The 24,988-nt window shown below is 53.5% G+C and carries 22 protein-coding genes and 1 pseudogene; 9 read left to right on the top strand and 14 right to left on the bottom strand.

The genetic code is table 11. The features are described from left to right. Positions 1-171: 171 nt before the first annotated feature. Entirely contained in the window at positions 172-1,194 is a 1,023-nt protein-coding gene (locus ABDK75_RS07985; RefSeq protein WP_346005485.1) for an aldo/keto reductase, read from the bottom strand. 238 nt (positions 1,195-1,432) lie between these two features. Here ABDK75_RS07985 and ABDK75_RS07980 point away from each other — a divergent pair, with 238 nt between their 5' ends. Further along, the gene (locus ABDK75_RS07980; protein WP_346005484.1) at positions 1,433-2,551 is read left to right on the top strand and encodes a THUMP domain-containing protein; all 1,119 of its coding nucleotides are present in this window, start codon (positions 1,433-1,435) and stop codon (positions 2,549-2,551) included. A gap of 18 nt (positions 2,552-2,569) precedes the next feature. On the opposite strand, the gene ABDK75_RS07975 is transcribed toward ABDK75_RS07980, so the two are convergent. Further along, on the bottom strand, positions 2,570-3,481 hold the full coding sequence (locus tag ABDK75_RS07975) for a LysR family transcriptional regulator (RefSeq protein WP_233126160.1): 912 nt from the start codon (positions 3,479-3,481) through the stop codon (positions 2,570-2,572). A gap of 511 nt (positions 3,482-3,992) precedes the next feature. Between ABDK75_RS07975 and ABDK75_RS07970 the strand changes: the two genes are divergently transcribed. Beyond that, on the top strand, positions 3,993-6,398 hold the full coding sequence (locus ABDK75_RS07970; protein WP_167386158.1) for a TonB-dependent receptor: 2,406 nt from the start codon (positions 3,993-3,995) through the stop codon (positions 6,396-6,398). Between the two features lie 162 nt (positions 6,399-6,560). On the opposite strand, the pseudogene ABDK75_RS07965 reads toward ABDK75_RS07970, so the two are convergent. The 9 genes and pseudogenes from ABDK75_RS07965 to ABDK75_RS07925 all read right to left on the bottom strand — a co-directional run. Further along, positions 6,561-7,306 (bottom strand): annotated as a pseudogene (locus ABDK75_RS07965) (IS5 family transposase); the annotation flags it as partial. A 183-nt stretch (positions 7,307-7,489) separates the two neighbouring features. Next, a complete protein-coding gene (locus ABDK75_RS07960; protein ID WP_339407807.1) occupies positions 7,490-8,251 on the bottom strand; it encodes a cysteine hydrolase family protein in 762 nt (253 codons plus the stop codon). After that, on the bottom strand, positions 8,248-8,673 hold the full coding sequence (locus ABDK75_RS07955) for a cupin domain-containing protein (RefSeq protein WP_339407806.1): 426 nt from the start codon (positions 8,671-8,673) through the stop codon (positions 8,248-8,250). The genes ABDK75_RS07960 and ABDK75_RS07955 overlap by 4 nt, the downstream gene beginning before the upstream one ends. Positions 8,674-8,678: 5 nt before the next feature. Continuing rightward, a complete protein-coding gene (locus ABDK75_RS07950; protein ID WP_346005483.1) occupies positions 8,679-10,268 on the bottom strand; it encodes a CocE/NonD family hydrolase in 1,590 nt (529 codons plus the stop codon). Between the two features lie 32 nt (positions 10,269-10,300). Next, complete coding sequence (locus ABDK75_RS07945; RefSeq protein WP_346005482.1) at positions 10,301-11,587, bottom strand: cytosine deaminase; 1,287 nt, start codon at positions 11,585-11,587, stop codon at positions 10,301-10,303. After that, entirely contained in the window at positions 11,584-12,348 is a 765-nt protein-coding gene (locus ABDK75_RS07940) for an ABC transporter permease (RefSeq protein ID WP_086633863.1), read from the bottom strand. The genes ABDK75_RS07945 and ABDK75_RS07940 overlap by 4 nt, the downstream gene beginning before the upstream one ends. Beyond that, the gene (locus ABDK75_RS07935) at positions 12,345-13,142 is read right to left on the bottom strand and encodes an ABC transporter ATP-binding protein (protein WP_346005481.1); all 798 of its coding nucleotides are present in this window, start codon (positions 13,140-13,142) and stop codon (positions 12,345-12,347) included. The genes ABDK75_RS07940 and ABDK75_RS07935 overlap by 4 nt, the downstream gene beginning before the upstream one ends. Then, the gene (locus ABDK75_RS07930; RefSeq protein ID WP_346005480.1) at positions 13,139-14,140 is read right to left on the bottom strand and encodes an ABC transporter substrate-binding protein; all 1,002 of its coding nucleotides are present in this window, start codon (positions 14,138-14,140) and stop codon (positions 13,139-13,141) included. Before ABDK75_RS07930 ends, ABDK75_RS07935 begins: the two co-directional genes overlap by 4 nt. A 123-nt stretch (positions 14,141-14,263) precedes the next feature. Then, a complete protein-coding gene (locus ABDK75_RS07925; protein WP_346005479.1) occupies positions 14,264-14,788 on the bottom strand; it encodes a DUF2165 domain-containing protein in 525 nt (174 codons plus the stop codon). A gap of 219 nt (positions 14,789-15,007) precedes the next feature. On the opposite strand from ABDK75_RS07925, the gene ABDK75_RS07920 reads away from it, so the two are divergent. Then, positions 15,008-15,844, top strand: a complete 837-nt coding sequence (locus ABDK75_RS07920; RefSeq protein ID WP_046901866.1) for a creatininase family protein — start codon at positions 15,008-15,010, stop codon at positions 15,842-15,844. After that, positions 15,841-17,199 (top strand): FAD-binding oxidoreductase, encoded by a 1,359-nt coding sequence (locus ABDK75_RS07915; RefSeq protein ID WP_346005478.1) that lies wholly within the window; start codon positions 15,841-15,843, stop codon positions 17,197-17,199. The genes ABDK75_RS07920 and ABDK75_RS07915 overlap by 4 nt, the downstream gene beginning before the upstream one ends. A 43-nt stretch (positions 17,200-17,242) precedes the next feature. On the opposite strand, the gene ABDK75_RS07910 is transcribed toward ABDK75_RS07915, so the two are convergent. Further along, complete coding sequence (locus ABDK75_RS07910; protein WP_346005477.1) at positions 17,243-18,124, bottom strand: bifunctional 5,10-methylenetetrahydrofolate dehydrogenase/5,10-methenyltetrahydrofolate cyclohydrolase; 882 nt, start codon at positions 18,122-18,124, stop codon at positions 17,243-17,245. A gap of 9 nt (positions 18,125-18,133) precedes the next feature. Beyond that, on the bottom strand, positions 18,134-18,889 hold the full coding sequence (locus ABDK75_RS07905) for an IclR family transcriptional regulator (RefSeq protein ID WP_346005476.1): 756 nt from the start codon (positions 18,887-18,889) through the stop codon (positions 18,134-18,136). A gap of 153 nt (positions 18,890-19,042) precedes the next feature. On the opposite strand from ABDK75_RS07905, the gene ABDK75_RS07900 reads away from it, so the two are divergent. From ABDK75_RS07900 to ABDK75_RS07880, 5 genes are read left to right on the top strand one after another with little or no spacing between them, the layout of a single operon-like run. Next, positions 19,043-19,624 carry an NAD(P)H-dependent oxidoreductase gene (locus tag ABDK75_RS07900; RefSeq protein WP_064274384.1) on the top strand — a complete coding sequence of 194 codons (582 nt, stop codon included), beginning with the start codon at positions 19,043-19,045 and terminating at the stop codon, positions 19,622-19,624. Positions 19,625-19,652: 28 nt separating this feature from the next. Beyond that, the gene (locus ABDK75_RS07895) at positions 19,653-20,507 is read left to right on the top strand and encodes a bifunctional 5,10-methylenetetrahydrofolate dehydrogenase/5,10-methenyltetrahydrofolate cyclohydrolase (protein WP_346005475.1); all 855 of its coding nucleotides are present in this window, start codon (positions 19,653-19,655) and stop codon (positions 20,505-20,507) included. Beyond that, a complete protein-coding gene (locus ABDK75_RS07890) occupies positions 20,504-21,373 on the top strand; it encodes a methylenetetrahydrofolate reductase (protein ID WP_346005474.1) in 870 nt (289 codons plus the stop codon). Before ABDK75_RS07895 ends, ABDK75_RS07890 begins: the two co-directional genes overlap by 4 nt. Continuing rightward, positions 21,370-22,674 (top strand): lipase family protein, encoded by a 1,305-nt coding sequence (locus ABDK75_RS07885; protein WP_346005473.1) that lies wholly within the window; start codon positions 21,370-21,372, stop codon positions 22,672-22,674. Before ABDK75_RS07890 ends, ABDK75_RS07885 begins: the two co-directional genes overlap by 4 nt. A 57-nt stretch (positions 22,675-22,731) precedes the next feature. Beyond that, positions 22,732-23,913: an MFS transporter gene (locus tag ABDK75_RS07880; protein ID WP_346005472.1), complete on the top strand. Its 1,182-nt coding sequence runs from the start codon at positions 22,732-22,734 to the stop codon at positions 23,911-23,913. Between the two features lie 3 nt (positions 23,914-23,916). Here ABDK75_RS07880 and ABDK75_RS07875 read toward each other — a convergent pair whose 3' ends face one another. Continuing rightward, positions 23,917-24,939 carry an isopenicillin N synthase family dioxygenase gene (locus tag ABDK75_RS07875; protein ID WP_408874415.1) on the bottom strand — a complete coding sequence of 341 codons (1,023 nt, stop codon included), beginning with the start codon at positions 24,937-24,939 and terminating at the stop codon, positions 23,917-23,919. Positions 24,940-24,988 lie beyond the last annotated feature (49 nt).

The raw sequence follows: 24,988 nt of genomic DNA, 5'->3' as shown, positions 1-24,988 counted from the left end.
AACATATAACGTTATTAATGTTACATATAGCATTTATGGTGTCCAGAGTGTGGGGCATCATTTTCGTCGAATAAGGGTGCGCCTCGCAAAAAGATGATGTTTTGAGGCTCGGGATTACGTCTCAAAGCAGGAACAGCCCTCAGAAAAATCCCGAGTTTACAAGTGGTAAAGTCAAGCCATAGCAGGTACGGGAGCTCGTTCTGCAAGCAGGCCGCTTGACTTGAGTTTAGCCCAGAAGTCTTCAGGGATGGGATGCGTAAACCATTTCAGATTCTGCTGGAGTTGGCTCACATTTCGTGTCCCTGCGCAAAAAGAAGAAATTGCGGGATGTGCCACCACAAATTGCAGCGCAGCCGCCGGGAGGGGCACATTATAGTCTGCGCAGACAGCTTCAATTTTCTTGACGCGTTCGAGGATACTCGCGGGAGCAGGGGAGTAATTATACTTCGCGCCAGGAACTGCCCCTGTCGCCAAAATGCCTGAATTGAAGCCGCCCCCCACAATAAGCGTAGCGCCTCGTTGTTCGCAGAGAGGCAGGAATTCGTTCAGGGCGTCCTGTTCCAGCAACGTGTATCGGCCTGCCAGAAGAAAACAGTCAAAATCTCGTTGCTGAAGCGCGGTATGGCAGACTTCCCATTCGTTGACGCCGACGCCAATGGCTTTGACGACGCCTTCTGATCGAAGCTTTTCCAGCGCACGCCAGCTTCCGTCCATCGCCTGCCGAAAAACTTCAGGTTGGTTGGGGCCGTGCGTAAAGCGGTCGATATCATGAATGAAAGCGACGTCGATATGCTCAAGAGCGAGCCTTTGAAGGGAGTCCTCAAAGGCTCGCATCGTTCCATCGTAGCTGTAGTCAAAGGTCATTTTGTTAGGGGCCGCATTGACCCACGGGGCAAAGTCAATCTCAGCCCTGCGGGCGGAATGTAGCGTTCGCCCGACTTTTGTTGTGATGACGAAGTCATCTCTTTTTTTCCAGCGGAGGGAATGCCCCAGCCGAAGCTCTGCCAGTCCATGACCATACATGGGAGACGTGTCATACAGGCGAATGCCAGCGTTCCAGGCCTGCTGGATCATGTCATCTGCCTCCTGCTCGCCGACTTCCTGTAGAAAATTTCCAAGTGGGGCCGTTCCGAAAGCGAAGGCTGTAACGCTAAAGTCTTTCCGCCCGAACTTACGACGTTCTGAAGGATTCATGATCGGTCCTCCTGATGGGATGATCGCGTTGCACAGAGTTTGTGAGAGGAAAGGCCGCTGGTTAAAGGATCATCAGGGGGCTTCCGCGTATCTGCGGCTTACGTTGCAGGGAGGCACTTGTTTGCGTGAGCACAAAAATTTTATTGTCAGTGGTTGTGATCCCCCGGCCCAGTTTTAGCTCAGCTGAAACTCAGAACGGACGATTGCTGTTTCCTTCTCTTCCTGCCATTCAGAGCGCATGACGAATAACAGGCACTTTGAGATCTTTCTTGCTGCTCCTCCGGGACTGGAAGAGACCCTTTGCTCCGAAGTCCGGATGAAGGGCTTTCGCCAGCCAAAAGTCGTACCTGGTGGTGTGACACTGCGGGGTGGGTGGCCTGAAGTCTGGCGTGCCAACCTCTGGATCCGGGGCGCAAGTCGGGTTCTGGCGCGCGTGGCGCAGTTCAAGGCAGAATACCTGTCCCAGCTTGAAAAACGCGCCCGAGAAGTGAAATGGGCAGAGTTTCTTCGCCCTGACGTGCCGTTCAAAGTGGAGGTCTCGTGTTCGTCCTCGCGGATCTATCATAGCGGCGCGGCGGCTGAACGGATCTCCAAGATTGTCACGGAACTGCTAGGCGCATCTGCGGAAGATAATGCAGATGTCGTCCTGCGCGTTCGGATCGATCAGAACTTCTGCACCATCAGTGTCGATACGTCTGGCGATCTTCTGCATAGGCGAGGGCACAAGGAAGCCGTTAATCGTGCTCCCATGAGAGAAACTATGGCTTCGCTGTTTCTGCGAAAGTGCGGCTATAATGGTCAGGAAACTGTGCTGGACCCTATGTGTGGTTCCGGGACTTTCGTGATTGAAGCGGCAGAGATCGCTTCTCGCCTCAATCCGGGACGATCAAGGCATTTCGCCTTTGAGCAGTTGGCCACATACGACGAAGACGCGTGGCAGACAATGCGCTCTGTTAAAAGTGAGCGTACGCCTGAGTTTCGCTTTTACGGAAGTGATCGAGACGCAGGCGCCATTTCTATGAGCGAAGCCAACGCGTTGCGAGCGGGTGTCACGGCATGTACGGAGTTTCGTCAGGCCACGATCAGCGAAATCATGCCGCCAGAAGGGAGCTCTCCCGGACTGGTTATTCTGAACCCGCCCTACGGCACACGCATCGGCGACAAGACAAAGTTATCTGCACTCTATCGTGCCCTGGGAAACAGGCTTCTGGAGCAGTTCAAGGGATGGCGTGTGGGTATTCTGACGACGGAAGTCTCATTGGCCCACGCAACAGGTCTTCCATTCCTGCCGACAGGCGCGCCCATTCCCCATGGCGGGTTGAAGGTGTTTCTTTTCCAGACTGAAGCGCTCTCCTGATAGCGTTTATCAGCCGGATCAAACCGGGTAGGTACTCGTGTAATCCTGGAGAAAATACTCCACTCTCTCAATGAAGAGCGCGGTAAATGGATTGGAAATCTTAGATCTCGCCACGATCGAGAGGGTCTGGGGTTGAGTACCTTGCTCGTTGAGCGACAGGAACTTGAGCTTGCCCTCTGCTCTTTCCTGAATGATGTCCAATGGCGTCAGGAAGGTTATATTTCCGGGGGATAGAGCCATCTGACGCATGAGTTCAATGGAGTTGGTCTCGATGGCGGGCGTCAGGCTCAGGTCGCGGGCGGCATAGAGATCTTCAAGGTGGGGGCGGATGGCCATGCTGTCGTCTGCTACCGTCAGGGGCCATGCGTTGCATTCTTCAAGAGTAATGGACTCCTGATGGGCGAGGGGATGATGCACACTCATCACGACGCCCAGAGGAACGGTACGCGCAGTCTGAACAACAAGGCTGTTGTCCATTGGAATATCGAACCCAATACCGATATCGGCCTGTCCATTTTTGACTGTTTCGACCAGATCATGTGTGCCGTAGGTGCTGACATGAATACGAACATTCTGGTGCGTATTATGAAAGTCAGCCAGAGCGAGTGGTAGAAAGGTCGAAATCGGACCTACCATTGTGGCGATCGAGAATTCGCCGCGTTTGAGTCCTTTCAGATCCTCAAGAACCTGCCTCGTAAGGTTCATGTTTTTGAGCGTGTCACGGACGTGAGCAAGCAGGATCTCTCCTGCGGCCGTTAGGACCAGCTTGCGTGGAAGGCGCTGAAAGATTGGGGTGCCTAGGTTATCTTCCAGTGTCAGGATCTGTCGGTTGATAGCCGTTGAGGCCACATTCAGATGCTCGCCCGCCTTTCGGATGGAACCGCAGCGGGCGACCGTATCCAGATAGATGAGAAGGCGACTGTGAAGCATCGTAGTTTTCGCACCGAAAAGATGCAGACTAAGAACGTTCCGAAGATCTTTCAAGAAAAGAGAGTAAATTGCCTGCAAGATCCGTTGGTAAGCACAGTTTTCGTAATTAGGATGGGGTATGTTGCCTCAAAAGCACACTGGAGTATCCACTGTCCTTGGGCGGAAAATAATAGCCCGAGCGATAGAGATGTGGCCACTGGAAAGGTGCATATTTTCCAGGCAAAAACTCTTATAAATTACTGAAATAAAACATATATTTTTGATATCAAAGAACTGGGCATGATCTATCGCTGGAATGTTGCAAAACATGTGAAGGCGTGTGAAAAAGACACATCATGTATTCGGGATCTGCCTTGTGTCCTATTTTTGATGTCGGTGTGAGGCAATTATTCGCCTTCTGAGGTAGCGCTCAATTATGTTACGTTTTCGTTATGGGAAAGGGTCTCTTCTGACAGAGATCAGGTCCTGTCAGGAACGAAAATCGTTTTGCAGCAGGAGAAGCCAAAAGGTTATGTGTCCGTACCGATTTGAAAAGTACTCGTCCAGGAAGGCGCTTCTTCTTGTAACGTGTCTGGCTGGCTTTGGTTCGTCGTCTCTTGCTGCATCTGCGCAGGCAGCTTCGAGTGATGCTCCAGTCCACCATAAGGCTCACGCGCGTCATGCAGCCCGCGCCCAAGCTGCTGCGGGTCAGAAAAGCGATGTTGTAGCTGTTCCTGCACATCCGAAAATGCGTCGGCCTGCCTCGATCAATTCGACAGGGGATGAACACGTTACCGTATCGACGTCACGCCTGGCCAGAAGCCGCGGCGGCGGCATGATGCGCGTGGAGACTGCTCCTTACGCAATCCAGACGATCACGAAGGCGTTCATTGAGGCCAAAAGTCCGACAAGTACGGCACTTGATCTCATCAAGAACCTGCCGAGCGTAAACGTCTCCACGCCAGACACGTCCGGTATGCAGGGTGGACGTATTCAGAGCCGAAGCCTGACCGATGCTGATATGGCCCTTATGGTCGACGGTGCGCCTGCAGCTAGCGCGGCTTATATGGCCGAAGACATTGATTCAGAAAATCTGGATAGTGTCAGCCTCACGCCGGGTTCGTCCGCAGTTGATCTGCCGGCCACGTCTGCTGCTGCGGGCGTCATGAACGAAGTGTCCCATGATCCGTCGCATGAGTTCGGCGGCTTGATGGATTTCTCATACGGTACGAATAACCTTTCTCGCGAATTCCTGCGCGTTGAAAGTGGTGATATCGCAAAGACTGGCGTTCGCACCTTCCTCTCATTTTCGAATACTCATGCCCGTTCATGGATGGGCGCCGGTATCAACGAGCGCCGTCATCTTGATTTCGGTATTCGCAAGGACTGGGAGAATGGCTCTTTTGCGAAGCTCTTCATGTCCTGGAATAATGAAGACTTTACCATCGACCGGTACCCCACCGCCGCTCAGTTCTACAAATACAAGGCAACCGGCGAGGGCTACGGGCGCAAGGCTGGGTTTGACTCCAGCGGAAATGACTATTGGAAGAACAATATTGATCATTGGAACCAGATTTTCCTGAGTGCTCCAATCCATATCGTTCTTACAGACAAGCTGCAGTTTGATCTTCGCCCGTATTACAACATGGGCAAAGGCTGGGATGGCTCAGCTGGAACAGCTGCTAGCGGTGCTACGAACTATAAGTCGGGCGAGACCATTGCTAAAGGTACGCCGATCACAAGTTACTTCTTGGAAAACGCAGCACTTGATGTCGGGGCGACAGCCAAGCTGGGATATGACATCGACAAGCACAACCATTTTGAGCTTGGTTACTGGTATGAAAATCAGGACTATACCCAGCATTTCCCAACCAGTGTGACAAAAGCAGATGGCTCCAATCCGAGCCCGAACGACTCAACGTATCAGGTGTATTCTGGGACTACCCGTTCCTACCCGGGCAACACAACTGGTTACGAAATTCACTCGCTATTTCTGCAGGACACAGCGAAGTATTTCCATGACCACCTGCTGGTCAATGCTGGCTTCAAATATGTGATGTCCAATGTCTGGTACACAACATATCCTGGGCACAAGCAGATGGGTCAGAACCTGACGGCACCTCTGCCGCACCTGTCCGTCAGCTATCACTTTAATGAGCACCATCAGGTTTACATCAATGCTGAGGGTGACTTCCGTCAGCCGTCTGCATCAGCATTGGCCAACACGACCTACACTGGGACGCTGCCTAAGAACCAGTATTCCATTAAAGAAGAGCTTGGATATCGGTATAACGACAAGTACGTTATCGTAGACCTCGATCTCTTTAACTACAATATTACCAATCGCTTGCTGACAACGTATCTTGGTAACAACCAATCGGGTGTCGTTAATGCTGGCAATCAGACTGCTCGCGGTTTTGATGCCATGTTCTCTACACAGCCGATCTATGGTTTCAGTCCGTATGTTTCGTTTGAATATCTGAATGCACGGATGGACACGAATATTGCGGCATCCGATGCGAGCGGTAATCTGACGGCCTTCAGGACTAAGGGTACGCAGGCACCTCTATCCCCGCACGTAATGGCGAATTTTGGTCTGACGTATGTGCATCAAGGGTTCTTCGCGAATGCAACCGTTCACTACACCGGGCCGCAGTCCGTCACCATCGCAGGTGATCAGCGTATTCCTGGGTATGTAACGAACACACTGTCACTCGGCTATCACTTCAAGCCAGTGTGGTATGCGAAGTCTCCGACAATCCGCCTGAACTTTACAAACCTGACAGGTTCAATTGTCCGGACGGGTGTCGTGGGTGTGGGTACAAATGCATCGGCTGTTCGTCTGATGAATGGTAATCTTTCAGGCAATGGATCCAGTGCCCAGTTCTATGTTGAGCCGCGCTTCAGCATGACAGGGACGATTTCCACAGGCTTCTGATTTTCGAACTTTTAATGGGCCCTCGGAACATTACGTTCCGGGGGCTTTTTTTATTGTTGAGTTTCGCGGGCTCGTGGCTGCCGTTTCTTCCCGTCAAAAACAGCAGTGTGATGGTTGTGTCGAGCAACGTGAGGTCTGACGTGTGTCTGGGCTCAGGACGCATAGCCAGAACAAGACGGTTGCAGCGAGGCAGATTGACGAGAAGAAACGGTGGGACATCTGTCATAGTGTGTCACGACCCGTCTCCAGTCCTTGAGCCTTCCGAACATGATCTCGATGCGATTGCGGCGTTTATATTTTCGCTTGTCGTATTTTACCGGTTTCCTACGAGATTTTCGCCCCGGAATGTATGGTTTGATCTTTCTCTCCTCTAAGGCACCCCTAAATCAGTCAGCGTCATAGCCCGGGTCTACAAGCATCCTAGGAGATCGTCCAGAAGGGCAGCCGCACCGGTGTAATCACTGATCTGGCCTGCTGTCATATTGAAGAAGCCGAACGGACGTCCGCTCCGGTCGGTAACGCATGCAGCTTCGTATTCATCCCGTCTTTGGTGAGCCCAATCAGACGGCCTGGAGCCCCTTTTTTAACCGCAGGCTCGAAGCTGTGCGATGTGCCTTGAGATAGGTCGCATCACTCATGATCGTCTGAGGCTCTGGCTTTCCGGCCTCCAGTCCCTCCATCATGCGGATGAATATTCCCATAGCACTCCAGCGCTTGCAGCGATCGTAGAGCGTCTTGTGTGGACCGTATTCCCGGAGCGCATCACGCCAGCGCAAACCATTTCTGTTTGCGAAAATGATCCCATTCAACACACGAAGATCATCAACACGAGGTTTGCCATGGCTCTTCGGGAAAAAGGGCTGCAGACGCTCCATTTGCTCGTCTGTCAGCCAATACAGGTCACTCATCTCCAGTCTCCTCAAGGAGCCTGAATCATATCCGGCCATTCAATATCAATGGAGCCTGAGCGTAGTCATTAAATTAGAGGGCTCATATTGCCTCTCCTTGCGGAGCAAAAGCATCGCAAGACCCTTGTCTGTGCGGCTTCCAGTAGCACTGAGGTTGCTCCTGAAAGCCGCTGTGTCCACCGTTCAGCGAATAAGATTTTTCGCTAGATCTGAGCCGGATGCTACAAATCCGTAGCACTGGCGAACATTGTAAACGGTTGCGTCTTGGCAAAAATCTGGAGAAGTCGTCGCGGAACAGTCATCGAGGAGGATGCAGTCGTAACCGAGACATCCTGCGTCTGTCAGTGTACTGAGAACGCATTGATCGCTATTGACGCCTGAGAAAAGCAGGGTGTCTACGCGAAGGTTTTTGAGTATCGCTTCGAGTGGCGTGTCCCAAAAGCCGCTCATTCGATACTTCGAGATGTGAATATCTTCCGGATCGACTTCGAGCTCGTCAATGATTGCAGCATTCCAGCTGCCATCTTCCAGAACTTTGCGATCTGTGGAGCCTATAGCCGCTCCGATGCCTTTATCTTCACCTGCGGGGTCATACACATGCAGGACAGAAGGGGGAAGGTTAAGCCTGTCCGGGCGATTTCCCCAATTTAGCCAGATAACAGGGACATCATGCTTTCGAAGCGCGGGAAGGAGTGTCTTCAGCGGATCAATGGGGCGGCGGGCAGCTGTGATGTCGACACCAATGGACGCGAGCCAGCCGTCCCGGTGGCAGAAGTCATTCTGCATATCGATCACAATAATCGCGGTACGAGCAAGATCGAACGTCAGTGCCTGAGGCTGAGACGGAACACTAACTGGCCGAGAAGGACGTTCTGGCCGTAGCAGACTTATGGAGGACGCCGTTGCCCCCCAACTGTTAACGTGTGTGCTGCCCAGACGCCTCATTGACTGCCTCCGCACAGCACCGCCAGATCTTCGGCATCGAGCTTGACTGGAACTCCGCTACGGATCAGTTTTCCAAAGTCTTCGTCCGGGGTCATTACTGTCAAGGTGTAGAGCTTGTTGGTGCCCGTATTTTCCAGAACATGCTCGGATCCCGGCTTGACCAGAAGCGCGTCGCCAGCCTTGAGTTCGCAGCTCTGGCCATCACACCAGGCGCGGCCTGTGCCGGACAGCACAAAAAACATTTCGTCCGCATCAGTGTGTGTGTTGGGTGGTGTTGCACCACCAGGTTCAAAAATTTCGACAACGACAATAGACGCATAATCGCCAGCCGTCTTGTCAAACAAAATGGCAAAGTAATTGGTTGAATCCGGAGCAATCCGGAAGGCTTCAACGCTATCAGGGCTGCATTTTGCGAAAGGCATGAGAATTATCTTTCCTGTTTGATCCAAGGAAGAAGAAGGTAGGTTCCGGAGCCGCATTTGAAGTGAACTGTCGTCACCTGTTGTTGGTCCAGAGTGGCGGTAATAGGGCTGGCCCCTGTGCCGGGGTTGATTGGAAACACGGGAAAGCAGGAGAGAGACAGGGACAGTCTCAATCTTTCGCCGGCTTTCAATGTGACGCATGTTCCCCGCAGCGGCAGAGATGTCTGACCAGGGGCGGTCAGCGCATATCCTTCTGCGAGGGGGTGTACTTTGCCGTTCTGATCGATACGTGAGACGCAGGCATGAAGATCAAAACCGGCGTATTCACTCTCGATTTCAAAGCACCCTGTGATCGTTCCTGCGAGCAACTGATCGAATTCGAGCGGGAGCGTCGTGAATGTCAGGACGTCCGAACGCGCATCGGTGCGGGCACGATCTATTGGGCCTCCCGGAAACCCAAAGCTTCCACCACACGGACCCGAAGGGCGCCACGGATCGAGAGTAAGGCTCTCTGACGGTGCTGTAGGAGCTGTCGACGCGCTTAGAATGCCATCGCGTGTGTCAATCGCGGAGCGGCCCGTCCCGGCTGGATAGCTTGGAACTGTCCCCGACGAGAGTGTCGGGAAGTCCTGCCAGCAACAGGCGCCCATATCGAAAAGGCGTACTGGGTTCGCGTCGGGTATAGGGGCAGCTTTTAGATATTGATCGAAGAATGCGATCTGTTGCTGATCAATATCTGTGATGGCCGCCTCGCCGACGTCCACATCCCCGATATGTCGGTCCCAAGGAAAGTGAGACCAGGGGCCAACAATCAAGCGTGTTGGCATGTCGGGAGATAGAGCACGATATGCTTCCAGCGTGCCAGGTAGGTGGCTGTCGTACCATCCCCCAATCAGTAGAACTGCGGGTGCCAACTCCAAGATTTCGGTCAGCCGCGATGCGGGAGAGATTTTGTCCCAGTAGGCATCTCCAGGAGGCGTCTCTCTCCAGCGGGTATAATGGCTATATTTCGCCAGAAGCGCCTCATGGGCAGGCACTGTTGGTTGTCGCCCATTGAAAGACATGCCCCGACTAGCCGCAAAGAGCGCCTGCTGGGCTTCATAGTCTCCCTGAAGCCTAGCGGTTTCTGCTGCCAGTTGCGTCGCCCAACCAAGATTTGCGCGCATCGGGAAAGCCCCATTTTCATACGCCCAGTCTTGATCCAGCTGCCAGCCGATCATGGCAGGCGCTACCGCTTTGAGCGCTTCTGGTTTTTCTCCGGCTGCCAGAAGTTGGTTGCTCCCCTGAAAGGAGAAGCCAAACATCCCCACGCGACCATTGCTGCGCGGTAAGGATGCAGCCCAAGCGATCGTATCTGCACCGTCTGTCGCTTCATGCTCGAACAGTACAAACTCACCGCCAGAATCTCCGCGTCCCCGCACGTCCTGCATGATGACGATATAGCCGTGACTGGCATACCATTCTGGCGGTGCGTAGCAGAGCGACGTACCAATCTTGCGACCGTAAGCCTGTCGCATCAGAAGAACGGGGAAGGGGCCGTCTCCTTCTGGTTCCCAGATATCAGCAACCAGTGAAACGCCATCCCGCGTTTGCATTGTCTCCGTCCGGCGAGGTTTCAGCGCTAACATCAGATTTCACCTCCCAGAGTTTCGTATGAGGGGGGAACTGCTTCAAGAATGCGACCGTTTCGGAGAACTGTCCGTCCGGCCTGAGAGCGGCTCATCCATTCATTCATGGAACGAGCTGGAAAGATAATCAGATCGGCTGGTGCACCTTTTTCGAGGCGATGGGTCCTTTCCATCCAGGATCCCGGACGGCTTGTGACCGACTGCGCCCAAGGACGGTGAGTATGATCCAACTGGCCGATCCTCGTACCGCCTTGAAGAATTTCGTGCATGTCAAAGTCCCCGTAAGCGTAGAAGGGGTCTCGGACATTGTCGCTGGCAAGCATGACTGGAATACCCGCGGCATCGAGTTCCTGCAGTAAGGTTACACCTCTCCATCTTGGTGTGCGCCCTGCGGTGCGGTCCTGAAGATACATGTTGCAAAGTGGGAGACTCACAATGCCAATCCCGGCTTCGCCGAGCAGGGAAATAATGTGCGTCTGTTGCGTCTCGCTTTGGACGCTAAGGCTACAGCAATGGCCGCATAAAATCTTTTGACGAAACCGAAGCTTCAGGGCTGTCTGGGCGATCAGTTCCAGAGCCGTTCCGTCTGTTTCTCCATTCTCATCGACATGCAGATCCAGTTCGAGCCCGTATTCTGTGGCTAGTCCAAAGAGAACTTCGAGGGCTTCCGGCGTCGTGTTGTGCTTCATCAGGACGGCGCCCAGAACGCCCCCCTCTGTCTCGGCGACATTTCTCACGATGCCGTCCCGGTCTTCACCCATGTAGCGCTCAGGCATGGTCAGGGAGACGCCTTGCAGAGCAACTTTCCCGGACCATTTCTTTTGAAGGCGACGCAGAAGCGGCCAAACGCGGTTCCCGTGCGTTCCGAAGGTGTCCAGGTGCGTTCTTATGGCGCTTGTTCCGTGCGCGTAGGCACAGTTCAAACTGAACTCCATGCGGCGTTCAACGTCTGCGTCCGTCCAATACCCTTCTCGATCCTGAGTTGTGGCTTGCAAGGCCCCCATGAAGGTTCCATCAGGATTGGGTGTGCGCTCCCAGATGAAGGCCTTGTCCAGATGGGTATGAATATCTGCAAAGCAGGGCCAGACCATCTGACCTTTCAGATCAATCGCTTCACCGACGGAAGAAAAATTTCCTGCCGGTAGAATATCCGAAATTTTCCCATCTGAGAGCGCGATATCGTAGCGCATGGACTCATCAGTGAATGACGAAGGCCGCAGGCCTGCCGGAATAGTCGCGTTCAGGAGGGCCCTTGGGCCGGTGCTGGAAGAGGCAGGAAAAGTCATGAGCGATGTCTCAGAGCAAAGCGCTGGAGGCTGGCTGCTGCGGCATACAGGACGAGGCCTGCGACTGTAATAAGGAACAGTGCCGCGAACATCCGGGGAATATCCATCTGGAAGCCGGATTGAAGGATTTGGTACGCCAAGCCAGCCGAATTGCCGCCGGTTCCGGCAACAAACTCAGCTACAATGGCGCCAACAAGTGAAAGGCCTGTTGCGATGCGCAAGCCCGCCATGAACATGGGAAGAGCACTTGGAATTCGCAGTCGCAGCAGCATTTGAAGGCGGGTGGCTTTGTGCATCTGAAAGTAAGCCGCCAGATCTGGATCTACGCTGCGCAGGCCTTGCAGAGTGTTCGAGATCACAGGGAAGATCGCTACCAATGCTGCGCAGGCAGTGAGGGCGAGGGGAGTATTGTGGATCAGGATGATGATCAGCGGCGCAATGGCTACAATCGGGGTCACCTGCATGATAACCACATAAGGCATCAGGCACCGCTCGATCAGCGGGCTTTGCACTAACAGGAACGCTATCAGAACACCCCCGAGGACGGCTACAACGAGCGCCGCAAATGTGATTTCCAGAGTGATAAGCAGCGCATGGAGTAATGATACGCCGTCCAGCATCAAAGCACGCCAGATGGCAGACGGAGAGGGCATCAGGTAAGGCGGAATATGCCAGAAGCGACAGATCGCTTCCCATGCTGCCAGAATGATGATTCCGAGCGTGATGGGAGCAAGGAGCGACAGAGAGCGAGATGTCATCATTGCCGCGCCTCCTGACCAATCATGCTGTCCCGACTGGCATCTTCGAGGAGGATCGCCAATTCTTTGCTGATGCCGGCGAACTGATCGGAAAGGCGGAAAATTTCGTCGCGAACGATGCCACGGTCTATTTCGTATTGAGCATGAATACGCCCAGGGTGAGCCGCCATGACCATCACGCGGCTGGATAGAAATGCAGCCTCATGAAGGGCGTGTGTGACGAACAGAGTGGTGAGGCCGTCTTCATAGCAAAGACGGGCCATTTCTTCATCCAGACGGTTTCTGGTAAATTCGTCCAGTGCACCGAATGGCTCATCCATCAGAAGAAGATCTGGTTCGGTAACGAGTGCACGGGCAATGGACACGCGCATTTTCATGCCGCCGGAAAGTTGTGCCGGATATTGATCGGCCACATGACCTAGGCCAACGCGTTCAAGAGCGGCATGGGCACGCTTGTCAGCCGTTGTCCGATCCACTTTTTCCAAATCAAGCGGAAGGCGCACATTTTTCACGATCGAGGCCCATGGCATGAGCGTCGCGTCCTGAAAGACGAACGCCATACGGCGCCCTTTCTGGCCTACGTCCTTGAAGCCACCGCCCCACCAGTTCAGCGTGCCAGCCGACGGGGTATGAAGATTGGCGATGAGCTTGAGGAGCGTGCTTTTGCCGCATCCAGATGGCCCAATCAGCGTAACAAAATCTCCTTTCTCCACACTCAGATCGACAGGAGAAAGACCGCGCACGCCGTTGGGGAAAATTTTCTCAACGCTGCTCAGGGAAAGAACGGGACTGCTCATGCGGGGACAGTCGCCAGGCTGTTGTGGACGACATCAAGGGTATACCCATCTTTCCATTTCGGACTGTCTGCAATGAGTTGAGCTGAAAGCTGGATGTCGTAAATGCGCTGCCAGCGCTCGTTATTCATTGTCATGATGGGTGCTCCCGGTGCGCCCAGAGCTTTGATGTCGCGGAGTTTCTGACGGGACCACGCGAGTTGGTCCGCGCTCATATCCGGATTGGCTTTACGGATCGCAGCATCCCCCTTGGTGGACTCTCCAAAAATATAGTGTTTCCAGCCTTCGCTGCTGGCCGCGATGAACTTCTGGAGCTCGGGGCCACGTTCTTCGAGGGTCTTGCGGGACACCATCAGCACGTTTCCATAGGCAGCGTAGCCCAGGTCATCGAGGAGGAAAAAATTGAATGGAATACCAGCTTTTTTGGCGCCGTAGGGCTCCGAGGAAACAAAGGCCTGCATGGCCATCTGCGGATTGAAAGCGAAGGGCTGGAGATTATAGGTGTAGGGATGGGCCTGGTCTTCCGTGAAACCATAACGCTTCTTAAGCCACACCCAGAAGCTGGCTCGCCCTTCTGAACTGATCAGAATGGGATGGCCCTTGAGTTGGGCAATGTCGTGAATATCCGGATGGGTCATCAAGCCGCCAACGCCTTTCTGGAAAGTCGTAGCGATTGCGACGGCGGGAATGCCCTGCACTGCACAGCGGATGGCTTCTTCACCCTGCATGATGGCGATGTCACATTGTCCCGCCATCAGAAGCTGGGTCATGTTCATCTGGGGGCCACCCATCTGAATTGAAACGTCCAGATTTTGAGCACTGTACAGTCCGTCTTCGGAGGCCTGGTAGTAGCCTCCGTGCTCTGCCTGAGCATACCAGTTGGTCAGCAGACTCAGGGGCCTGGATGCCGCTTTTGCTCGCCCAGAGGGTAGGGAAGACACCGCGCCCGCAGCCATGATGCCGCGGAGCATACTGCGTCGATCAAGCCTGTAAGGTGTCATGAGCTGCCTCCCAACGTCCATTTATAATTAGACCGTAACGGTTTTTTTGTCTCCGTGGGAAGAGCTATTCTGCTGCTGGACCGATACCTTTTTAACCTATTTGTGCGCGCAAAAAGGTTGCACTCATTCTTTTTGCTGGGTGAAAATACAAACTCCCAGCATGGTCATAAAAAACCGGAAGGCGGCTTCCTGTCCGTTCCAGCTATGGGATTGCCACATCGCGAACCACTCGCCTCCGACGACAGAGAAGCCGAAAAACCAGATGAGAAATCCTACGGCTGTCGCGACGGGAACAAGGGTGTGAGCGGCCTTGAAGGCCGGACTAGCCATGTTGATCGCCTTCGCCATCTTCCAGGCCGCAAACGAAAAAAGGGCACCGGTTGCGAATTCAGCGCCAATAATCAGGACGTAAAAAATATGCCACAGCAGCGGAACTGAGATCGCGCGCCATCTGAGGCTGTTGCCGGGAAACGTGGTATCCATCGACAGAACGTGACGAACAAATTCGTAGTTCGAACCATAATCTGTAATATTATTAAGTGCGACGAGAAGGCCGAAGACTCCCAACGACGCGACCATCACCGTTTTGGATAGACGATTCAGGCGCACGGAGCGCGTAGGCATTGACTGTGTTGAAAATTCGGACATGGCTGGCTCCTGTTTTTTAAAACGCTAGCGGAATGCCCGTAAAATTTGCGCCCTCTTTTTTGCATCGCTCCTGTCGAAAATAGATGCTTTAAAAGCTGCGACCTTCCTGTTTCATCTATCTTTTCGTTCCGGGATGATATCATATCGGAGCAGGGAATGTGTTGGCTCGTCCTCACCGGGGCGTGTCATTCCACACAAGAGACAACGGAAGACAAGCCCATGACAAGCAGTTCCGAGACGGTTTTCTGGCCCAAAAAGCGCTGGTGTGACATGATTTCCCGCCAGTTTCGTCAGCTTCCCCCTGAGACCGTGGCCATTCTTCCTGTGGCCGCGGTGGAACAGCATGGCCCACATCTTCCGGTCTATGTGGATGCCTGTATCAATGAAATGCTGCTTGATAAGGCAATGGAGGCGCTCCCCGCGACCGTCCCCGCGACCGCACTTCCTATTCAGGCTGTTGGCAAAAGCGAAGAGCATGTTGCTTATCCTGGAACACTGACCCTCAGTGCGCAGACCCTCACACAGGTTCTCATCGAAATTGGTGAAAGTGTTGCACGATCTGGCGTGAAGAGGCTGGTGCTCCTGAATTCTCACGGTGGGCAGCCACAGATCCTGGATATCGTTGCCAGAACACTCCGCCGGACACATGGAATGTTTGTTGTCTGTGTCGGCTGGTCCCGTTTTGGCGTGCCGGATGGCATGTTTACCGAAGAGGAGCGCCGGTATGGGATCCATGGTGGCGATATTGAAACATCCCTGATGCTTCACCTCCGGCCGGACCTTGTTGAGATGGAACGTGCTGACAATTTCGAGCCATGGCCCCAGAAGCTTGCCGAGACGGCCAAATGGCTGGAAGCAGAAGGTCGTGTGGGCTTTGGTTGGTTGACGCACGACATTCACCCGTCAGGTGCGGCAGGAAATGCCGGGATTGCTACGGCTGAGAAGGGCGAAGCCGTTGCTAATCAGTGGATTGAAGGCTTTCTCGAGCTTCTTGCCGAGATTGCTGAATATCCGCTGGATCGTCTTCGCCCCATTACGGAGGATCTGGGTCGATGAGCTCGGTTGAGACCTTCCTGTCGCTCCTTGGCGATATTCCTGTTCAGACGGTGCCGGCTCTTGTGAAGCGGAAAAGCCGTGATTTTTACTGGTATAGTCCGGTTCTGAAGCGGCAGCTTGATAGCTGTTTTGGCGATTGTATCGTTATGCCGCGCAATGAAGAGGACCTTCTTCACATTGCGCGGGTGGCACGCGAGACAAAAACGCCACTTACTCCGCGTGGGGGTGGCACTGGGAATTATGGTCAGGCTGTTCCGATGGAGGGGGGGGCTGTCGTTGAAATGACGGAGCTCAATAAGCTCCTTTGGGTCAAGGATGGTGTCGCACGCGTACAGGCGGGCATGAACATGCTGGACTTGGATCGTGCTTTGCATGAACTGGGCTGGGAAGTCCGCATGTATCCGTCCACGAAACGGACGGCAACGATCGGCGGATTTATTGCGGGTGGATCCGGCGGTATTGGGTCTGTTCGATGGGGCGGTCTTTCGTCACCGGGAAATATTCTGGGGCTCCGCTTTGTCACTCTGGGCGAAAATCCGGAAGCTCTCGAACTTCGCGGCTCTGATGCGAGGGGTATTCTTCACACCTACGGTACGACAGGCCTGATCACCGAACTGGAAATTGGTGTTGAGCCAGCCGTGGATTGGCAGGATATGGCCATCTCATTCGGCACGTTTGAAGAAGCAGCGGTTTTTGCACGTGATATTGCGCTTCAGGCCGGTATTCAGAAGAAGCTGGTGTCTGTTGTTGACGGTGACCTGCCACCATTCTTCGCATCCGTACGCGAGCAGGTGCCGGATGGGGCGTCACTGGTCATTCTCATGATTGCTCCGGCGGGTATTGAGACGGTTAAGGCGCTTGCCGAGGCTGCTGACGGTCGCCTTTGTTATGAAGCCAACACCAGAGAAGCTGAGGACACGGCGGGTGCAACTCCGCTTTATGAGCTGACATGGAACCACACGACGCTTCAGGTTCTGAAGAAAGATCGTGGTTACACGTATCTTCAGTGCGGTTATCCGCACGTCGGGACACTAGAGAAGGTGGCGGAAATCCGTGCGCTTTTCCCTGATGACCTGATGATGCATCTGGAATTCTTTCCGATGGGCGGCCATGTGAGTTGTGCTGCGTTGCCGGTTATTCGCTTCACCGACGAAGAGCGCCTGAACTATATCATCGCGGAACATGAGAAGCGGGGGGTCAATATTGCCAACCCGCATGTCGTGACCATTGAGGAGGGCGGCATGCACCGTGTGGCATCACCAAATCTGGCCGCAATCAAGAAGCGATATGATCCGATGTTATTGTTGAACCCTGGAAAAATGCTCAGTGCCAGAACGCTGAAGGCAGAGGGTTAAAGACTATGGGCCGGAAAGATCTTCTTTCCGGCCTTTTCTATTGTTATTGCGAAAGAGCCGGATAGCTGAATTTTAATTCTTCCCGATTAAAAGCACTTTTCACGGTATTGGCCAGTAATGTACAGGTTGTTAGTGGCCCAACACCATCTGGAACCGCAGTAACCGCATATGCGATGTCTTTGACAGATTTGAGATCGACATCTCCGACGACACGGCCCTCATCCGGGCAATAGCTGATCCCAATATCGATGAGACAGCTTCCTGGTTTGATCCAGTCCTCCGTGACTAATCGGGCTTTTCCTACGGCTGAAAAGAGGACGTCTGCTTTCTCGCAATGTGACTGGATGTCCTGAGTATCGATGTGAACAACGGAGACCGTTGCGCCGCGATCCAGAAGAAGCATGCTCAAAGGGCGCCCGACAACGGGCGAACTGCCAATGATGACACAGTCTTTTCCGCGCAGATCTCCGACGAGATGTTCTGCTGCCATCAATGCGCCTGTTGCCGTGCAGGGCTCGAAGTATGGAGTTCCATTCATGATGCTTCCAAGATTGAGTGGATGGAGACAGTCCACATCTTTCTCCGGGAGAAGGGCGTCTATGATGGCTTGGCGGGAAATTTCTTCCGGGAGTGGGAAAAGGATCAGAATTCCGTCTATGTGCTTGTTAGCACCGAGCTCTCGGACCGTTTGGCAAAAATTGCTTTCGTTTTGTCCTGCAACGTCAACAACTTGTAGGTTAACGTCGGCTTGTTCCGCCAGCAAGCCAATGCGACGCAGATAGGCTGATGGCCCCGCGTCAGAAGATCCGGTGACGACAGCGAGAGTTGGCGTACGGTCCAGAATTTTCTGCTGTGAGCGGATCTGTGCTTTGAGTCTGGCCAAATAGTTTTGGGTAAGCTCAGAGGTATGCAGGATGATTGTCATGTGTGGGTCTCACAGGGCGCTTACAAGATAAGTTGCGCATCTCTGAAGGTGGGGAACCAGATCCTTCTGGATCTGCATCATGGAGTATCGGCTGGTTGGAAAGACGATGCTGAGCGCACCAGCAATTTGGCCATTTACATTAAAGGCAGGCACCCCAAGGGCACGCAGATCGCTTTGCGGAGACACATCTCTCAAGGCGAAACCCTGAGCGTGGACGTCTTTAAGACTCTTAGCCACGCATGCCGCTTCTGCTTCAGAAAGGCCTGAGGTGGCCAATATGGTCTGTTGTCTGATCTCGGATAAAAAGGCGCAAATGGCTTGGCCAGTCGCAGTTCTGGCAAGAGACATGCTGCTACCGATAGTATGCCCGGACATTTCGGCAGATTTGTCTGCGGGATTATGAAAAACATAGATTGCCTCGTCTGCGTCAAGCAGAGCGAGAGAGATCGATTCTCCGATAACAATGGATTCAGCTCGAAGAACCGGACCGACAAGGTGACCGATGGAGCGGCTTTGTAGGAAGCCGAGCCCCAGTTTCAAGGCGCGTGCTGTCAGCCTGTAGCGCTGATCGATACTCCGGACATATCCGAGAACTTCCAACGTTCTGACAAGTCGCCTCGTGGCGGCCCTCGTGTGCCCTACCAGACGCGCAATGTCTGCGACAGTCATGTCTGTTTGGCCATTTTCAAAAGCACGTAGGACTTCGAGGCCCTTAACAAATGTCAGGGAAATCTCGGTATCGGGGACAGGCGAGGGCTGGTCCATGGACAAATCCGTTTCTGGGCAAAAAGCTATGCATAGCCGTTACGAATATCATTGCAGGCTGAAAATGATTATGCCTAAAATAAATATAACGAACAAGTGTTCGAATAGCGAACAAAACTCTTCTGATAGAGCCAGAAAAACAGGGAACACCGCGTGAAAGTCCACGTCATTTTCGCCCATCCGCTTGAAGATAGCTTCAATGCGGCACTGTTCAGGCTGGTAACGCAGACACTGGAAGCTGAAGGGCATGAAGTCGATGCTCTGGACCTGTATCGGGACAATTTCGATCCTGTTTTAAGCCCGCAAGATCGTATCGAGTATCACGATGTTAGCATTAATCAGCATCGTGTAGCTGATTACGTGAAGCGCCTGCAAAGTACGGATGTACTAATTTTGTGTCATCCTGTTTGGAATTTTGGTTGGCCCGCAATTCTTAAAGGCTATTTTGATCGCGTTTTTCTTCCAGATGTCTCTTTTAAATTGATAGATGGAAAGCTTTCTCCTGGCTTTACAAACATCAAGAAGGTCATGACCGTCACGACTTACGGTTGCCCGCGGCATCGTGCGTTTGTTCTTGGTGATCCACCACGGAAGAATGGGACACGTTTTCTGCGTGCCGTCATGAACCGTCGTGTCAGCGTCGATTACCTGGGGCTTTACAATATGAATAACACCACGTTGAACGCCCGTCGGACGTTTATGAAAAAAATCATTCGTCGTCTCAAAGCTATCTGAGACCGTTTTTGGCAGGGGAGTAATTGCGGTGGCTGCTCGTTTCTTTGATCTGGATGCACTGGGTCTCGCACTTCTGGAGGAGAGCAAGAACAGGGCCGCAACGCTGAGGCAACAAGGCACCATTCCCTGCCTGGCGCTGGTGGAGGTAGGCGATGATCCACAAAGCGCTACATATGTCAGTCGTAAAATCGAGGACTGCGAAAAGGTTGGAATAGCAGTTCGGAAGATTGTTCTGCCTGAATCTATCACGCAGGCAGATCTTTTAGAGCAAATCCGAAGGCTTGATGAAGATTCAGCCATCACTGGAATTCTGGTTCAACTTCCTCTGCCGGCACATTTAGAAGAGGGACAGGTTCTTCAGGCGATCAGCGCTGAAAAGGATGTGGATGGTCTTCATCCGGTTAACCTGATGTCTCTGACGACATCAGATCCGTCTGTTATTCCCTGCACTGTGAGGGGCATTGATGCAGTGTTGCAGCAGGCAGGCCTTGTTCTGGAAGGGGCCAATGTTGCTGTTCTGGGGCGGGGACGTCTCGTCGGCGGCCCCGCTGCGCTCTTGCTGTCTGGAAAAAGCAGAAACGCGACCGTTACGATATTGCATCGTAAAAGCCGGAACCTTAAGAATGTTCTGAAGAACTCCGACGTCATTATAGCCGCCGCGGGTTCAGCGCATCTGGTAACGTCGGATATGGTGCGATCGGGAGCTGTTGTCATTGATGTTGGCATGAGCTGGCCCGAGGGCTCTTTGCAAGGGGATGTCCATCCTGCAGTTGCTGATGTTGCGAGCTGGATGACGCCACCTGATCGAAGTTTTGGCGTGATGACACGTATGATGCTTCTCAAAACCGTTTTGGATCTCGCGGAAAAAAGGATTGCTGCATGACTATATTGGTCGGCCAGGTGCGTGCAGATCTGATGACGGAAAGCTCTATCGAGCTTCTGCCATCCCGTATTCTGGAGCTCTCGGGTGTTCTGCCTGATCTTGCCTGCGGATCAAGGGTCTTCGTGACCTGGCTTCCGGGAGTTCCATTTGCAGACGTTTTAGCGGCCTGTGACCTGCTGAAGTTGTGCGGTTACCTACCAGTTCCTCACGTCGCAGCTCGATCCATCCGTGACGAAGGCCATCTGCAGGAAATCTGCTCAGCATTGACCGAGCGGGATATTCCGCGAATGCTCCTGATCGCGGGGGGAGCGGATAAGCCTGCTGGTATCTTTGCCGATACGGTGCAAATTCTGGAAACAGAGATCCCGGTTCGCACGGGCATTCGCACTGTCTACGTTGCTGGGCATCCTGAGGGGCACCCGCAGGCTACCGAGGCAACATTGCTGGAGTATGTGCGCCGCAAACAGGATCTTGCACGGACGCAGGGTTTGAATATGCAGATCGTAACGCAGTTTTGCTTTGATGCGGCTCCAGTTCTTGCCTGGGAGAAACGGCTAAGGGATGGCGGGATTACACTACCAATCAACCTGGGAATTTACGGGCTAACGACGCCAAAAACGCTGGTGCGGTATGGTCTGGCCTGTGGTGTTGGGCAGTCTTTGCGTTTCATGCAGCGTCAACGCTGGAAACTTCATCGCTGGTTTATGCCCTGCAATCCGCAACATCTTGTTGATGCTGTAGCCCAAGAAATTACTCAAACACCCAACACGAATTTTCGTGGGCTACATTTTTATCCGTTTGGAGCAATTGCACGCACGCTGGAATGGCGCCGTGCACTCTCCCTCAGTACCGGAGACCATTCATGATGCCAAAACTGACTGGCCTGACATGCGCTACAGGAGCTTTCCTGCTGGCACTGGGTGGATGCACAGTCTCACCTGAATCAGCCACCACTGCGAGTGTTGACGACCGATATGGCGACGGTGGCGTAAGTGCTTTTTACACGGCCAATACGGCTATCTCTTCAATACCCGGAACGCTGATCCAGCATGAAGACATGGATCTGACCAAACTTCCTCAAGGAGCCAGTCGCGGCGTCAGGGTCCTGTATTCTTCCCAGAACGGCGTGAACAAAAGCGGTCCGATTGCAGTTTCAGGGCAGGTTCTGTTTCCGAAGGGCAAGGCTCCTGTCGGTGGATGGCCTGTTGTGGCCTGGGAGCACGGAACGACAGGCGTTGCGGATGTTTGTGCTCCATCCTGGCGCGGGTATTCCAGTCGGGATAAAGCCTATCTGTCGCGGTGGTTGTCTGAAGGGTTTGTCGTTGTCGCGACGGATTATCAGGGTCTGGGAACGCCAGGACCGCACCCGTATCTGTTTTATCGACCGGAGGGTTATAGCGTTCTGGACGGATTGAGAGCGTCTTTGAGCGGTTTCCCTAACGATATCAGAAACTGGATCGTTCTGGTGGGGCAATCGCAGGGATCCGGGGCAGCACTTGGAGCCGCCTGGCTAGCACCCTCATACGCTGCTGAGTTAAACATTCGGGGAGTCGTTGCTACAGGCCTCGTAACAGGTTTTGCAGTCCCACCAGGCGCGAGACATGTGCCTATTCCTGAAGTTTATACGGACGCCAGCAAAATGGATTCCGCGTTTGCCATGTTGCGGGTTGAAGGATCTGACCAATCTTTACAGCCTGAGACAGACAGCCGGACGGTCCTGACGAGTGCAGGGCGCCAGATGTCCCAGATTGCTCGTCACGCCTGCCTGCACAATCTTTTCGACAAAGCTGACCAGCTCAAAGTGCAGAGTAACGCACTTTTCAACGAGAAGCTTCCTGCTTTCGAAGCTGGCCATGACGCAGCCTTCACGATCCCGAATGCTAAAATCAGCTTTCCTGTGTTTGCCGGGACCGGTCTGGCAGATGGTGAGGCCGGAGTGAATGGGCAGTATAATGCCGTTGCAGCCATGTGTGATGCGGGGACTCACGTTCTGTGGAAGCGCTATCCGGGTATGACCCATAATGGCGCAGTCAACGTGTCTTTGAAGGACTCCATTCCTTTCGTGAAAACGCTTCTGGCTGGCCGTATGCCTCCGCAAAGCTGCGCTTCGATCAAGCCGCCAGGCCCGGTAGAGGCAGCTTTGCCGAATGTTCCATGGAATAACTAAGCCGACTGAATAGCCCTTAGCCGGACCCGTGGCCGGCCTTTTCAAGGATACAAGACCATGCAGACCACGAGCGACAGATCAGGCTATCATCTCTTTCTTGTTCTGGTGATTTACGTTTATTCGGCAGTATCCATGGCTGTTGTCGGATTGGTGGTTCCGTTTATCAGTGCGATCGCGGAAGCCCGACATGTTCCTCCGGGACCTGTGGGCACCAGTTTGTCCTTCTTTTCGGTGCCCGCAGCCTTCACGTCCTTCCTGTTTGGCATGGTGGTTGACCGTATTGGCGTAAAGCGCGCTTTTCCAATTTCCGTTGTCCTTACGTTGATTGGTGACAGTCTCCTCCTGTCAACATCCACGTTATGGAGCCTGCGGATTGGGCTTATGCTGTGTGGGTGCGGGTTTGCGTTCGCAACAGCAGGTTCGCCGGTGTTGTTCATGCGCTATCTGCCGGAAAAAAGTCGCTCCAAAGCTTTGGCATTCTGGTCCACTTTTGCTCCGGCCGGCTATTCAGCCGGTCTTCTGCTCGCCATTCCTTTTTTGAATGGGGGACGCTGGCAGGCAGCCTGCACGGCCCATATGGCCCTAATGGTTGTTATTCTTGCTGTTGGCGTTCTGACACTCGCTGGTTTGAAAGAGCCCCCGGTTGTCTTGACTGAAAGCGGTCCGGCCAAGCGACTGTCACCTTGGCTGGTCACGGCTCTCGGGCTTTCAGTAACGCTCCCGAACGGGATTGCTTATGGAACCAGTTTGATCGCCCCGTCCTACCTTGCGCGTGTTCACCATGTGAGCTTGGCTGCGTCTGCCGCAGAAGTCGCGATCATCAAGATTGTCGTCATGCTGGCTGGTGGGCTGATTGTCAGTCTGTGTGTCGGAACGGAGCGTCGTTCCCGGCTGATGTTCTGCATCATGGCGGCTATTGGCATGCTGGCTCAATGGCTGCTGCTTTTCCCGGGAAGCACGATGCTGGTCGCGTCTGCCGGGCTATTTCTTTGGACATTCGCTTATAGCGGCCTGAGTGGTGCAGGAATGTCTTTGCTGCCGGTGGTTGCGACAGACAGGAAGACCCGTGGCGTTGTTGCAGGCACGGTCGGCCAGTTTATTTCCGTCTCGGCAGTCCTGATGCCTTACCTGTACTTCTCGACAACGCTCTGGACCAGTTACGCCCTGTTTGCGTTCTGCGCCTTGGGAATGGGTTGCCTGACAATTTTCCAGGTCAGGCAACGTAAGGCGCTGGCTTGATCTTTAAAGGGCAGCACCAGTTTCTGGGGGGCTGCCTTTCGCTTCAGTCGCCGCAAAATTAGCCTTCAGGCGCTCTAAAAGATAATTCTGAGCAGAGATCGGAGCATATTTCTTCTCTGGCCCCTGAATGATTGCATCCCGATTGGCTTGGCAGAAAAAGGGAATGGAGAGACGCTCACCAAGATATTCGCCCGGTTGTGGCATGCGAACACGATGAAGCGTGGACAGCAGCTTGTCGTCGCTCCACCGCATCAGCATGTCGCCAATATTGCAGGTCACATATCCTGAGACGGGCTCTACGTCGGTCCATGCCCCGCTCTTTGCATCCTTACCAGGGCAAACCTGAAGGCCGCCTTCGCCTGTTCGCTGGTGAAGAAGTGTCAGGCAATCAAAATCCGAATGGGCGCCTGCACGCCAGCGTTTGAAGTCCTCCGGCAGAGCATTCTCCATGCTCATATAGTGAATGAGACGGAGGGTGCACTGGTAGTCAGGGGAGGACGGGTCGTGCAGTTCGGTGAAGAACTCTTCGTCAAACCCGAGCTTGATGGCAAAGCAGGACAGTATCTTCATACCCAGAAGCCAGTTCTGGTGCTCGAAGTGGGTCAGGAATTCCTTGAAGTCTGGCGCGTCATGCTCTGTTGGCCATAGAGCCGCCATTCTGGGAAGAGTGATCTGAAATGATTCTTTATGGTCAGGTGTACCTGTTGAAGGCCGCACCTGTTCCTGAAATTCCCATCCAGCGTTCGTACCAGGTTTTAGGGGGAGGCGGGCTTTTGCCTCTTTAGGGAGGGCAAAGAAGGCTGTTGCCAGTGAAAACGCTCGATCTATGTCGTTCTGCGGAATGCCGTGATTATAAACCTGAAAAAAACCGATTTCCGTGGCTGCAGACCAAAGTTCGTCGGCAATCTGGTATTTCCGCTCTTCAAAAGAGGAGAGATCGATCCTGGGAATTTGACGGGCGATATTCGTCCCCATTCCGCCAATATGGCGTTCGGTTTCAAGTTCGCTCAGACCTGTCGGGACCATACTCGTTTTCTCCATAAACGTATTGAAGACAACAGAGACGGAACTACGG

Origin of the sequence: Gluconobacter sp. OJA, from assembly GCF_039638325.1 — a bacterium.
Lineage (GTDB): Bacteria > Pseudomonadota > Alphaproteobacteria > Acetobacterales > Acetobacteraceae > Gluconobacter > Gluconobacter cerinus.
Note: the sequence above shows the minus strand (reverse complement) of the source record. Positions and strands in the feature narration are given on the sequence as shown.

Coding starts and splice junctions, on each gene's coding strand:
- ABDK75_RS07985 (WP_346005485.1), bottom strand. CDS start 1,194: ATGAATCCTTCAGAACGTCGTAAGTTCGGGCGGAAAGACTTTAGCGTT.
- ABDK75_RS07980 (WP_346005484.1), top strand. CDS start 1,433: ATGACGAATAACAGGCACTTTGAGATCTTTCTTGCTGCTCCTCCGGGA.
- ABDK75_RS07975 (WP_233126160.1), bottom strand. CDS start 3,481: ATGCTTCACAGTCGCCTTCTCATCTATCTGGATACGGTCGCCCGCTGC.
- ABDK75_RS07970 (WP_167386158.1), top strand. CDS start 3,993: ATGTGTCCGTACCGATTTGAAAAGTACTCGTCCAGGAAGGCGCTTCTT.
- ABDK75_RS07960 (WP_339407807.1), bottom strand. CDS start 8,251: ATGAGGCGTCTGGGCAGCACACACGTTAACAGTTGGGGGGCAACGGCG.
- ABDK75_RS07955 (WP_339407806.1), bottom strand. CDS start 8,673: ATGCCTTTCGCAAAATGCAGCCCTGATAGCGTTGAAGCCTTCCGGATT.
- ABDK75_RS07950 (WP_346005483.1), bottom strand. CDS start 10,268: ATGCAAACGCGGGATGGCGTTTCACTGGTTGCTGATATCTGGGAACCA.
- ABDK75_RS07945 (WP_346005482.1), bottom strand. CDS start 11,587: ATGACTTTTCCTGCCTCTTCCAGCACCGGCCCAAGGGCCCTCCTGAAC.
- ABDK75_RS07940 (WP_086633863.1), bottom strand. CDS start 12,348: ATGATGACATCTCGCTCTCTGTCGCTCCTTGCTCCCATCACGCTCGGA.
- ABDK75_RS07935 (WP_346005481.1), bottom strand. CDS start 13,142: ATGAGCAGTCCCGTTCTTTCCCTGAGCAGCGTTGAGAAAATTTTCCCC.
- ABDK75_RS07930 (WP_346005480.1), bottom strand. CDS start 14,140: ATGACACCTTACAGGCTTGATCGACGCAGTATGCTCCGCGGCATCATG.
- ABDK75_RS07925 (WP_346005479.1), bottom strand. CDS start 14,788: ATGTCCGAATTTTCAACACAGTCAATGCCTACGCGCTCCGTGCGCCTG.
- ABDK75_RS07920 (WP_046901866.1), top strand. CDS start 15,008: ATGACAAGCAGTTCCGAGACGGTTTTCTGGCCCAAAAAGCGCTGGTGT.
- ABDK75_RS07915 (WP_346005478.1), top strand. CDS start 15,841: ATGAGCTCGGTTGAGACCTTCCTGTCGCTCCTTGGCGATATTCCTGTT.
- ABDK75_RS07910 (WP_346005477.1), bottom strand. CDS start 18,124: ATGACAATCATCCTGCATACCTCTGAGCTTACCCAAAACTATTTGGCC.
- ABDK75_RS07905 (WP_346005476.1), bottom strand. CDS start 18,889: ATGGACCAGCCCTCGCCTGTCCCCGATACCGAGATTTCCCTGACATTT.
- ABDK75_RS07890 (WP_346005474.1), top strand. CDS start 20,504: ATGACTATATTGGTCGGCCAGGTGCGTGCAGATCTGATGACGGAAAGC.
- ABDK75_RS07885 (WP_346005473.1), top strand. CDS start 21,370: ATGATGCCAAAACTGACTGGCCTGACATGCGCTACAGGAGCTTTCCTG.
- ABDK75_RS07880 (WP_346005472.1), top strand. CDS start 22,732: ATGCAGACCACGAGCGACAGATCAGGCTATCATCTCTTTCTTGTTCTG.
- ABDK75_RS07875 (WP_408874415.1), bottom strand. CDS start 24,939: ATGGTCCCGACAGGTCTGAGCGAACTTGAAACCGAACGCCATATTGGC.